The sequence below is a fragment of the Vibrio metschnikovii CIP 69.14 genome (assembly GCF_000176155.1).
GTDB lineage: Bacteria > Pseudomonadota > Gammaproteobacteria > Enterobacterales > Vibrionaceae > Vibrio > Vibrio metschnikovii.
Genome location: NZ_ACZO01000007.1, coordinates 267,235 through 279,487 on the forward strand (window position 1 = coordinate 267,235; position 12,253 = coordinate 279,487).

The 12,253-nt window shown below is 43.4% G+C and carries 10 protein-coding genes; 7 read left to right on the top strand and 3 right to left on the bottom strand.

Annotated elements, in window-relative coordinates; translation table 11 throughout:
* Positions 1–374: 374 nt before the first annotated feature.
* The gene (locus VIB_RS12955; RefSeq protein WP_004396663.1) at positions 375–1,283 is read right to left on the bottom strand and encodes an AraC family transcriptional regulator; all 909 of its coding nucleotides are present in this window, start codon (positions 1,281–1,283) and stop codon (positions 375–377) included.
* Between the two features lie 205 nt (positions 1,284–1,488).
* On the opposite strand from VIB_RS12955, the gene VIB_RS12960 reads away from it, so the two are divergent.
* The 4 genes from VIB_RS12960 to VIB_RS12975 all read left to right on the top strand — a co-directional run bounded on the left by VIB_RS12960 (position 1,489) and on the right by VIB_RS12975 (position 5,274).
* Positions 1,489–2,637, top strand: coding sequence for an iron-containing alcohol dehydrogenase (locus VIB_RS12960; RefSeq protein WP_004396664.1), 1,149 nt, complete (start codon positions 1,489–1,491; stop codon positions 2,635–2,637).
* Positions 2,638–2,836: 199 nt separating this feature from the next.
* Complete coding sequence (locus VIB_RS12965; RefSeq protein ID WP_040905101.1) at positions 2,837–3,244, top strand: hypothetical protein; 408 nt, start codon at positions 2,837–2,839, stop codon at positions 3,242–3,244.
* A 300-nt stretch (positions 3,245–3,544) separates the two neighbouring features.
* A complete protein-coding gene (locus VIB_RS12970) occupies positions 3,545–4,633 on the top strand; it encodes a calcium:cation antiporter (RefSeq protein ID WP_004396665.1) in 1,089 nt (362 codons plus the stop codon).
* Between the two features lie 185 nt (positions 4,634–4,818).
* Positions 4,819–5,274 (top strand): methylglyoxal synthase, encoded by a 456-nt coding sequence (locus VIB_RS12975; RefSeq protein ID WP_004396666.1) that lies wholly within the window; start codon positions 4,819–4,821, stop codon positions 5,272–5,274.
* A 109-nt stretch (positions 5,275–5,383) separates the two neighbouring features.
* Here the strand turns inward: VIB_RS12975 and pncA are convergent, their stop codons facing one another.
* The gene (gene pncA, locus VIB_RS12980; protein ID WP_004396667.1) at positions 5,384–6,001 is read right to left on the bottom strand and encodes a bifunctional nicotinamidase/pyrazinamidase; all 618 of its coding nucleotides are present in this window, start codon (positions 5,999–6,001) and stop codon (positions 5,384–5,386) included.
* Positions 6,002–6,014: 13 nt separating this feature from the next.
* Positions 6,015–8,078, bottom strand: a complete 2,064-nt coding sequence (helD, locus tag VIB_RS12985) for a DNA helicase IV (protein ID WP_004396668.1) — start codon at positions 8,076–8,078, stop codon at positions 6,015–6,017.
* A 184-nt stretch (positions 8,079–8,262) separates the two neighbouring features.
* On the opposite strand from helD, the gene yccS reads away from it, so the two are divergent.
* From yccS to VIB_RS13000, 3 genes are all read left to right on the top strand, one after another.
* Entirely contained in the window at positions 8,263–10,416 is a 2,154-nt protein-coding gene (gene yccS / locus VIB_RS12990; RefSeq protein WP_004396669.1) for a YccS family putative transporter, read from the top strand.
* A gap of 92 nt (positions 10,417–10,508) precedes the next feature.
* On the top strand, positions 10,509–10,802 hold the full coding sequence (locus tag VIB_RS12995) for a hypothetical protein (RefSeq protein WP_004396670.1): 294 nt from the start codon (positions 10,509–10,511) through the stop codon (positions 10,800–10,802).
* A 133-nt stretch (positions 10,803–10,935) separates the two neighbouring features.
* Entirely contained in the window at positions 10,936–12,195 is a 1,260-nt protein-coding gene (locus VIB_RS13000) for a hydroxymethylglutaryl-CoA reductase (protein WP_004396671.1), read from the top strand.
* Positions 12,196–12,253 lie beyond the last annotated feature (58 nt).

Below are 12,253 nucleotides of genomic sequence, written 5' to 3' on the forward strand. Positions count from 1 at the left end.
GCCAGTAAACAGGAGACAGAAAGTGTGCTGAGTGTAAATACCCCTTTGGGTACTTTTACTTGCTTTAAGTGCATGTCTTTTTCCTTAAGTTATTGTTTCCAAATATTAAAGCAAACAGTCCTTACTCTGCATGCTTTAAATCTTTCGTGAAATAACTGTAGAACAGTCCACTTATTTAGCACCTAATAAAGTGTCAAAGTTAAGAATCACTCGCAAATGACCGCTTAAAGCCAGCAAGGTTTACATACTTATTTTGCATCAAGAGCTAACTTATTGAAGAAAGGCTATCTTTCAAGGTTGGTGCATGATAGGCAATGACGACGATTCAATACTGCGTAGCAAATCGATAAACAATAAGCTCACAATGGCGATGATTAAACTTTCGCTAGAGCACCTCGAGGAGTGTGATTAAAATGGCGTTTATACTCTCGGCTAAATTGTGAAGGACTGCTATAGCCAACCAGTCGCGCAGCATCATTAACCCGCTTACCCTCGATTTGAATTAACTCTTTGGCTTTATTTAAACGGACTTTTTTAAGATACTGCAAGGGTGATTCCATGGTGACGCCACGAAAGGCTTGATGAAAAGCCGAGACACTCATGTTCGCTTCTTCGGCTAACGTATTAACTGTTAAAGATGTAGCATAATCACGATGCACTTTACTCAGCGCTTTCGCGATTCGGGCATAGTGTCCTTCGTGATGAGCCAGTTCAAACAGCACGTGTCCCTCTAAGCTAGTCAGAGCTCGAAAAGCCATCTCTTCAAGCAAAGATCCGCCTAATAACTCAGCCTCTAATCCATCAATTAAAGCATTCATCAGCCTTTTACAGCTATTAAGCATGGTATGATTCATCTGTACCGATTTCAGGCCACAAGGATTATTCGCATCAACTGGCGGTTTAAAACCGTTTTCCTCTAAGGCGGCAACCTGCTTGAGCAATAGTGAATGATCAATATCAATGGTTAACCCTAATAATGGTTGATTCTGTTTAGCTACCGCTTCACATTCAAGTGGCATCGGCACACCGACCACCAGATAATCATTCGGTCCGTAATCAACGGCGTTAGCGCCTAAATGAATGCGTTTCTGCCCTTGACCCAAAATGACAATCCCAGACTGATAGATAAACGGCTGACGCGAGTTACCTTGACTGCTGCGATAAAACCACACTCCAGGGATCGCAGTATCAGTGCAGCCCTCAAGGTGATGTAGCGCATATTTATCAACATAGTTTTGCATCAATTGCGCCAGATCTGGCTTTTCTTCCGTTTGATTGACCATTCTGTTCACACCATCGTTTATTGTAGAAATAGGCAATAAATTTACAGGAATCACTCTATTGCTACCACAATTATTCTACTATTATGCATCTTGCAATGTATCAACCCAACTCTTGACTCCGCCAAAAACGAAGCCCATAGCAGCGAATACTGTGTCTTTAATAAAGGCCAAACGGTGGTCATATTCCTAATAAGAGGTACGAGTAATGCAATTTACCTATGTCAATCCGACTCAGATTTATTTCGGTCAGCAGCAGATCGCGGCAATTACCCAAGCGATTCCACGTCAGCATAAGGTTCTGGTCATCTACGGTGGTGGCTCAATTAAACACAATGGCGTTTATCAGCAAGTGGTCGATGCCCTGCAAGAACATACTTGGCTGGAATTTTCCGGTGTCGAGCCAAACCCAACCAAAGAAACCCTTGATAAAGCCGTTGCTATCGTTAAACAGCAAGCGATTGATTTTATTCTTGCCGTTGGTGGGGGTTCAGTGATTGACGGTTCAAAATACGTCGCAGCCGCCGCTAAATACTCAGGCGATGGTTGGGATATCATGTTAGGTAAACATCATGTCACCGATGCAACACCAATTGGTGCGATTCTCACCTTGCCAGCCACTGGCTCTGAATCAAACTCTGGTGCGGTGATCACCAAAGCAGCAACTCAAGATAAACTCTCTTTCTTATCACCATACGTGCAACCTAAATTTGCCGTGATGGACCCCGACGTCATGAAAACACTACCGGAGCGTCAACTCGTTAATGGTTTAGTCGATGCTTGGGTGCATATTTGCGAACAGTATCTCACCTATCCAACCCAAGCGATGGTCCAAGATGGCTACGCTGAAGCCCTATTGAAAAATCTCTTGGTGTTAGGCAAAGATTTTGCGCAAAGAGATAACGACGCTTGGCGTGCGAATTTGATGTGGACGGCAAACCAAGCACTGAATGGATTAATTGGCAGTGGTGTTCCCCAAGATTGGGCGACACACATGATTGGCCATGAACTGACTGCATTATGGCAGGTTGATCATGCTCGCTCACTGGCCATTGTCCAACCAGCACTATTGCGCAACCAATTAGCGGCTAAGAAAGCTAAGCTGGAACAAATGGGGCAACGCGTATTTAACTTAGCGCCGAGTGAAGATTTAGCCTTACGGACTATTGATGCGATTGAAGCGTTTTATCATCAGTTGAATGTCGATACTCAATTCTCTGCGCCCGATATGACCGCAGAGCAAGCTGTCGATAAGGTGATTGAACAACTGGAAGCGCATGGAATGGTGGCTTTGGGTGAACATCAAGCGATCACCCTTGAGCAATCGCGCGATATTCTTACGCAAGCCTTTATTTAATCAATTTGAGCAGCACTGCGGTGCTGCTCTTTCCCCACCTTATTTTTAAGCCTAAATAATAAGATTTTTAAATTTGTGACCGCCATCATTTTTTATTGACGGTAAATTGAATCTCTTCTACTATTTGCACAGCTTTTCATCTGAATAGTAGACCATCGTGACCATTCATCGCCTTAACATACTGATATTAGTATTGTTGATGAGCTTGTTTTTTGCTCAGGCGACAGTGTACTCACAAAATCATCCGACACTTTCATTGAGTAACGCTCATCCTACTGTTGTTCAAGATGATACAAGCGCCGCAACTCAGACGTCGAGTAACGTCAACGACAATAAAGAAGCCGTGCAACCTCATCACGCTATCCCCCATTTAAACCATTACCGATTAAATAGCGAAGATGAATACGCCTCATTGGGGCTGATCCCTATCTACTACTTACTCGCTGAAATTGTCTTATTGCCTATTGCTATTCTATCGATTGGCTATCGCCCATTGTTCAACCACAATATTGATTGGTCTTATTATACACACCGTTCATCAACCTGTATTTATGGCTGTAACAATAACAACTTACAATACAAGTTTACCCATTCTCGTCATTACTAATTTAAGACTGGTTTAGTCTTTCATAAATACCATATTGCTAAAAACTGATCTTCTTTGATAGACGGTATGTATTTCTATACCTAATCAACTAACTATCAGTAAGATAATGGTTTATCTTTCTAACCACTTAAATATTTTTAACTAATAACGAGCTATATACGATGAAACTTAAACATAAACTTATTCTTTCTTTATTAATACTCATTTTTATTATGAGTAGTTTTACTGCTTGGTCTGCACCTCATATACCTGTTATCAATAATATCATCTCAACTTATAACCCTACATGAGGAGTGTACAATGAAATTCATCCGTAATGAATGGGTATTATTTATAGGATTATTGACCGTCCTGTTTTTCAAAACGATCGGTAATGATCTTTTATTAGGTTCTAGCAGTAGCGTTTTGTATTGGTCTGCCGCTGGTTTTCTATTTATTATTGTTATGTTGTCTATCTTTGGTGTTGTAAAACACTCTGATGCATTAGCAATTAATCTTGGCGACCCGTTAGGCACTTTGATATTAACGCTATCAGTGATTTCCTTAGAAGTGATCATGATTTCATCGGTGATGCTTACTGGAGACTCGAACCCCGTATTAGCTAGAGACACCATGTTTGCTGTCATCATGTCGATACTAAACGGCTTAGTCGGTATAGCATTACTGATTGGGGGCCATAAATATCATATACAAAAATATAATATTCAAGGCATTAATTCTTATTTAGTGGCTATTGTTCCCTTAACTATTTTATGTTTAATACTACCCAATTTTACCAGTAAGAATGAGTTTGGTGAAATGTCCTTCATCCTTGCTTCGGCTTTGGTGGTTATCTCTATTATTCTTTATGGCATATTTTTGTATGTTCAAACAAAAAGCCATAGTTACTTCTTTATCGATGAAGATAACGATCATACCGATGAACATCATAGTATTCTAGGCAGCAATACTTATCACTTTTTATTATTATTTGGCTATTTGATTGTGGTTATTTTTCTTGCCAAGAGTATTGCTATACCTATTGATGCAAGTATTGGACACTTAGGAGCACCGGCTGCATTAGGTGGGCTAGTCGTGGCATTGTTAGTACTCGCTCCTGAAGGTGTGGGGGCGATCAAAGCTTCTTTGAATAATCAGTTACAAAGAGCCATGAATTTATTCTTTGGATCGATATTGGCAACGATATCACTTACCGTACCAGCGGTCATTGTTATCTCTAATATGATTGGGGAACCGATTATATTAGGTTTAGAGCCCGCACAAATGATTCTGTTGATCGCAAGTTTAATGGTCGCAAGTATTAGCTTCAGACATGGAAAAACAAATATCCTTAATGGAGTCACTCACTTATTTTTGTTCTTTATCTATATTGTACTGATTTTCGACTAACGCTTTCCTCCTCCATCATCGGCCTACGGCCGTATTGCTGGAGGAGTTGAGATCAAAGCTGAATAAAACCGGTTAAAGAGTACACATAGTAAGCGTCAGTTCGAGTTTTTATCGTAAAGTCATTGAATAAGCGTATAGTTTTGGTTATTTAACTCTGACCCTCTACCGATTAGGAAAGAAGCATAATGAAAAAAACAACGCGGATCATGGCGGCGAAAAAGCACGTCGCTTTAGTCGCTCATGATAACTACAAAGGTGAGCTACTACGTTGGGTGGTTGAAAACCAGTCTAAGCTTGAAAAACATGAACTGTACGCAACGGGCACGACTGGGCATATGCTCAATAAAGAAACCGGATTAGCGATTACCAGCATGATTAGCGGGCCAATGGGCGGCGATCAGCAATTAGGCGCTAAAATTGCCGAGGGGAAAATTGATGCCTTGATTTTCTTTTGGGATCCGCTTAACTCTGTACCGCATGATCCAGACGTTAAAGCTTTATTGCGCATTGCGAGTGTGTGGAATATTCCTGTAGCCACTAACCGCGCCACAGCAAAATTTCTTTTTAATTCCATACTCATGGAGCAAGAAGTCGAGATTGAAATCCCTGATTATCAGGCCTATCTTGCTGATAGAACGTAATGCACTTCACTCCATATCGATAAGCGACGATGGATCTTTAAATACTGTCGTGTGATCGATGAATGATGGCCGTAAGAGAAGAGGCGTGTTATCACGCCTCAATACCGACTCAGACCATCGCCTGCTGCGATAAAATCACTCTGCAACCGGCCTCTTCCATCGCTTGCCAAGCGTTATCAATATCACCTTGTGATAGATTAACGCCTCGACAAGCATCTTTAATGACCCAAGTTTTAAATCCTAATGACACAGCATCCAACGCAGTAAATTTCACGCAGTAATCTGTAGCCAGTCCGGCAATGTACACATCGCTGATCGCATGTTGCTGTAAATACTCGGCTAATCCTGTTGCATGGCGACGTTGGTTATCAAAAAAACCACTGTAGCTATCGATATCAAGATGAGTCCCTTTGTAGATAATATGTTCGATAGCATCGAGATTAAGGCCTGCGATAAACTCCGATCCGGCGGTATTTTGTACACAATGATCCGGCCATAATATCTGTTCAATGCCAGAGAGCATGATAACTTCTCCGGGTGTTTTACCTTGAGTAGAAGCAAAGCTCGCATGCCCTGCAGGATGCCAATCTTTAGTGGCAATCACATGATCAAAATGAGGCATTAATAAGTTAATCACTGGGACGACACTCTGCCCTTCAGGGACAGGCAAAGCACCATCGGACGCAAAATCATTTTGCACATCTACTAAAATCAAAGCCTTATACATACTATTCCTTTATTCATATCGATTTACTGACTGGATATCCCTCGGTGAGCAACTCTTGGATAAAACAAGAGCCATTACCGCTGTAAGTTATCCAGACTTTCTCTTTGGCTCGGGTCATGGCGACATAAAATAGACGGCGCTCTTCTGCAAATGGAAAATCCACTTTAGATTGGGTCAAGGCGCTATCTAAATGACGGGCTTTCACTCGCGCGGGAAACTGCCCTTCATTAACCGCTAAGATAATAACAAAATCGGCCTCTTTGCCTTTACTCGCATGACAGGTCATAAACTCAATTTGCAGTGAGGCATATCGCCGTTGCCATTCTGCCAGATGCTCTGGTTGATGATAATGGTTACGACCTAATAACAACACCTGTTTCGGCACTTTAGCCTGACGATTAAGTTTATCGAGTATTTTTTCAATTTGATTACTGGCACACAGGACAACCGCTCGCTGCTTCTGCGACTTAAAACTATTTAGCGTCTTGGGTAACTGATGAGGATTTTTCTGCACAAACTGATTGGCAACCAAACCGATTTGATCGTTAAAACGATAAGTCGTATCAAGATGATGAATGGTCGATTGCGGAAAACGCGCTGCAAATTCCGTGGTTAAGTGAACATCCGACCCCGCAAATTGATAAATCGACTGCCAATCATCCCCGACCGCAAATAAATTAGGATGATTAGGCCCCTGTTCACACAACGCTTGTATCAACGCCAAACGAGCAGGTGAAATATCTTGGTATTCATCAATCATGATGAATTTCCAAGGCACAGAAAATTTGCCTTTGCGTACATAATCCGTTGCTTGGCTGATCATGATATTAAAATCGATCTGCTGCTCATCTTTCAGCATTTGCTGCCATGCTTGGTAGCAAGGCCAACATAAAGCAAGCTCACTGTTCAAGCGAGGATAATCAACATGATCAATGATGTATTGCTGAATCGCTTTTTTCGTCGTGCCCAATTGGGCGAGTTGATCGAGTTGCTTTTCCAACCATGCGATCAATTTAGGGTTTTCAACGTGGCTGCCTAGCTCATCATCACCGACTAGATAAGCAATCGGCCACTGCGCCAAATGTTTCTGCCAACGCTTAAAGTTGGTAGGTGTCATCCAGTGGCGCTTTAACCAGTCCGTACACCATGCTTTTTTCAGCTTATCATCCAATGCTAACGGCGAAATCACGACGGATTGATTTTCCACTTGGTTAATGATCGACAACCCTAGTTGATGAAAGGTGTTAACACGAATCTTATCGGCGGCAAGACCAATCTTACTTTTTAAACGCTGATCCATTTCATTCGCGGCGTCTTTGCCAAAAGCCACCAACAATAGTTCATCCGCTTGCGCTAAGTGGCTCTGTAACAAATAAGCCACTCGAGCCGTGAGCACACTGGTTTTACCTGAACCCGCACCAGCAAGCACCAAGTTATGATCATCATTGATCAACACCGCTTGCTGCTGAGATACATTAAGCGGAGAGGATTCAAGTTGTGAAAAAAGAACCGTCCAATTTTGACGCTCAATGTCTAACCAAGCTTGATTGCGGGCTTGTAAGGCTTGATCGGGAGTCAGTAACCAAGGTACTAATGGTTCCATGACATGAGGTAAATGTTTGATGGCTTCTTCTAAACTCATGTTCATCGCGGTTAGATCAGCAAAAACGTGATTGATCCATTCCTCTAGCGGTGAATGCGGTAAAAAAGCCGGTAAATGTTGTAAATGGTGCAGTTTTTGCTGCCATTGAGGTAAATGTAATCTCAATTGCTGACATTGCTGCTCAAGCCATTGTTGATAGACGTTGACAATATGATGCGCAAACTGTCGAGCTTGTGGCCAAGGCAAACCTTGTACAACCCAAACGCGTTGCGTATCTTGCTCTGGATGAGCAAAAAATCGTAACTCCGCCCACAAAATCCCGCGTCGCACCTTCACTTGTCCGTTCCAGACGGTAAAAGGAATCCGCTCTTCACTGTGCAGCGAAGAAAGCACCAAACGCTGATTTTCTAAGCCAACATGGTGATATTCATTAGCAATAAAAAATTGTGCAGTTTGGGTTGCACTTAGCTGCATTTTCGGCGATTCCTCTCGATTTTATCGACCTACATCATAACTCAATCATCAATAGCAATGAAAAATTAATGTCAATAATCAACAACTCACTAAGACAGAATGATACTTTTATTATTCTTGATCAGAATGTTAGCGTAAAGTTCTGCTAAACTGTGTGTTTTAAGGTTTGACATCGAATCTCACTGTGCAGCGACTTCATTTACTTCGCCTTTATTGGGCAAACAAAACCATTAATTACTGCCTACTGATCCTGATCACGCTCTTAGGTGTTGTCATTCCCGCTTGGCACTATCAAGTTAACACTTGGATAACCCCCCTGATCCTTGGGGTCATTGCCGCCGCCTTAGCAGAGCAAGACGATAAATTTACTGGCCGCTTAAAATCGATCGTCCTGACCTTTATTTGTTTTGCGATAGCCGCCTTCTCTATCGAAATTTTATTTGATACACCGTGGCTATTTGCGATTGGACTCTTTATTTCAACCTTCACTTTTATCATGCTGGGTGCCATCGGTACTCGTTACGCCAGTATTGCCTTCGGCTCTTTATTGATCGCCATTTACGCCATGCTCGGTGCCGACCAAAGTACGAACCTTTGGTTCCAACCGTTACTATTACTGACGGGCAGCGCATGGTATTACCTTCTGTCAATGCTGTGGCACGCATTTTGGCCAATGCAACCTGTCCAACAAAGTTTAGCCAACGTATTTGTTCAACTCGGCCACTATTTTGAGGCTAAAGCCGAGTTATTTTATCCTGTCTCCAATTTAGCCCCCCAGCCACATCGAATTAATGAAGCCAATTTAAATGGAGCAACCGTTAACGCGCTGAACCAATGCAAAGCGACCTTGCTTGCCCGCTCAAAACGAGGGCATGTGGATGGTGCCAGTGACCGTTTCCTTGGTCTGTACTTTGTGGCGCAAGATATCCACGAGAGAGCCAGTTCGACCCATTATCGCTACCAAGAGCTCGCAGAGTCTTTTGCACGTAGTGATGTACTGTTTCGTTTTAAGCATCTGTTGCAAGCTCAAGCGCAAGCCTGCCACGATATCGCTCTCTCTATTCAGCTCGGCCAACGCTATCAGCACCGTAGCGATTCGATCATCGCTTTAGACGAATTACAGCTCTCTTTGACATACTTACAAGAGCAACAACAGTTAGAGTGGAAGCAATTATTAGCTCAGCTCAGCTATTTGTTTAACAATCTTGCTACGGTTGAAAAACAGCTCAGTAACGTCAGTAATCCCGATGTGCAAAAGACCGAAGATGATGTCTTACATGATACGGAAGCACACTCTATAAAGGCCATGTGGCAACGAATTCAAGCCAACTTTCATCGCGACTCATTACTGTTTCGTCATGCCGTTCGTATGTCTATCGCTCTCACCGCTGGCTATGGGATTTTACAAGGATTGGATTTAGACCGTGGATACTGGATCTTATTAACCACCTTGTTTGTTTGTCAGCCTAACTACGCGGCAACCCGGCAAAAGCTGGTTTCCCGTATTATTGGCACCCTCGCGGGGTTATTGATTGGCGTTCCTCTCCTAACACTTTTTCCCTCACAAGAGAGCCAGTTAGCATTTATTGTGATTTCCGGCGTGATGTTTTTCGCTTTTCGTCTCAATAACTACGGTTACGCGACCGGATTTATTACCTTATTAGTGCTGTTTTGTTTCAACCAGCTCGGTGCCGGTTACGCAGTGGTACTACCACGTTTAGCTGACACCCTGATTGGCTGTGCTCTTGCTGTTGCCGCGGTGGTGTTTATTTTTCCAGACTGGCAGTCAAAACGTCTACATAAGGTCATGGCCGAAGCCGTCCAAGCCAATAAACAATATTTAGCGCAAATCATTGGTCAATATCGTATCGGTAAAAAGGACAGTCTGAGTTATCGGATTGCACGGCGTGATGCCCATAATCACGATGCTGCGCTTGCTGCCGCGGTCAGTAATATGCTCGCAGAACCGGGAAAGTATCGATCGGCAACCGATGAAAGCTTTCGTTTTTTAACCCTCAATCATGCATTACTGAGTTATATTTCAGCGCTCGGCGCACACCGCACTCGAATCGATGATGAAAGCATCCATCAATTAGTGCTCGATGCCCATCGAGTTATTCATCAACATCTTGAAGTGTTGTATCAGCAATTATTTACCCATTGTGAACAATGTGATACCAGCGATATCGACAATATTGGCTTGGAGAAACGGCTTTCTGAATGGCGAGAAGAGGATGATAGCTCTGCACGTATGGTGCTACAGCAGCTATATCTTATTTATCGAATGTTTCCAGAACTGCATTCTCTGGCGAGTAAATTTGCCGTCCGAGTGCATTGATAGTGAATAGCAACCACGACTCACCCGCGATGGGATAAAGTTGCACTCCAAGACGGACCAGAGTATGCTTAAAAAAACAGCGAGGAAGTATTATGTCTGTCTCTGCCGTCTCTTCTGGTTATCCTATTCTTCAGCAGTCATCAAAAATGGCTGGCGAAGCGGCGCATGAAATTCAACAGGCTCAAATCCACACTTCTCGCGCATCGCAAGACCCTGCTTTGCAGCGTAATTCTCTTGAAGAGAAACCCACTCCCCCAAGCAAAAAGCCTGATACGGTTAACGCATTAATGAATCTCAACCAAGCTCAACAATACAATCGTGTTGGAGCAAGCGTCATTCAACGTGAACAAGAGATGATCGGTAGCTTACTGGATGTTCGTGTATAATCCCTCGCTCAGCGATAATCAGTCATCATCAACTGATGCCATTGACTACCATAAATTGTCAGCACCGATGACTAGTTATTGAGTTTGCTGATTCGCTCAGTACAATGCTCGAAAAATTTTAATTGTGATCTCTATGCCCAAATTTACTCTGCCATCGTGCGGAGAAAGTCACGCTTTCTCCGCGCTTTCATCTGCTGATTCATTACAAGATGCCTTAGCACCGCATTTTGAGCCAGCGAGCAAGACGCTGATCGCAAGCTCAAAAATGACCCCACACCATGTAGAAAAACGTTGGCAAGCCCTTAACCAACCTGAAGCACAGGCACAATTATGGGACGACCAGACTCAGCGTGATCTCACTCATTACAGTAAAAATATTGAATATTTTATCGGCACCGTAAAAGTCCCTGTTGGCATGGCCGGTCCGCTACGAGTCAATGGACTGCATGCTAACGACGACTTTTTGATCCCTTTAGCGACGACTGAAGCAGCCTTGGTCGCTTCTTATCATCGAGGATGTAAATTGATCACCGCCGCTGGCGGAACCAGCGTGATGCTATTAAATGAAGGCGTTACGCGTACTCCAGTCTTTGCTTTTGATCATCTTGCGCAAGCCGGGCAATTTATCGCTTGGGTAACCACACAGTATGAGCATTTTAAACAGCTTGCTCAAGCAACGACCGCCCACGGTCAACTGCATGATATTAACGTCACCATGGAAGGTAACCACGTTTATCTGGTGTTTGATTACCTAACCGGCGATGCCTGCGGGCAAAATATGGTGACCATCGCCACTAACGCTGTCTTTGAATTTATCGTCCATCATTCTCCTATTAAGCCGCGACATGCTTTTTTGGATGGCAATTTATCGGGTGATAAAAAAGCCAATAGCCATGTTTTACGTCATGTACGCGGTAAAAAAGTCACCGCGGAAGTGCATCTCTCCGCGGAACTGATCAAAAAATACCTGCATACCACTCCTGAAACGATGGTGAAATTTGCCGAAATGACTACGATTGGAGGAGTACTGAGCGGTAGCGTTGGCATCAATGCACATTATGCAAATGCTCTCACCGCTTTCTCTATTGCTTGTGGTCAAGACCCGGCTTGTGTGGCGGAATCTGCCGTGGGAATAACGCGGATGGAACTCAACTCACAAGGCGGATTGTACGCTTGTGTTACGTTACCGAACTTGATGGTCGGCACCGTCGGTGGTGGCACCTCACTGCCTAGCCAAAAAGCGTGCTTAGCACTACTTGGGCTAACGGGAAGCGGTAACGCACGAGCCTTAGCCGAAGTGGTGGCAGGTTTATGTTTAGCAGGAGAGCTATCGATTGCTGGGGCTTTCAGCGCAGGGCATTTTTCAAGAGCCCACCATAAACTTGCGCGCTGATCCATTCATAAAGGGAAGGTTACCCTTCCCTTTCCTAACGCAGCTTGAACTCAGCGTC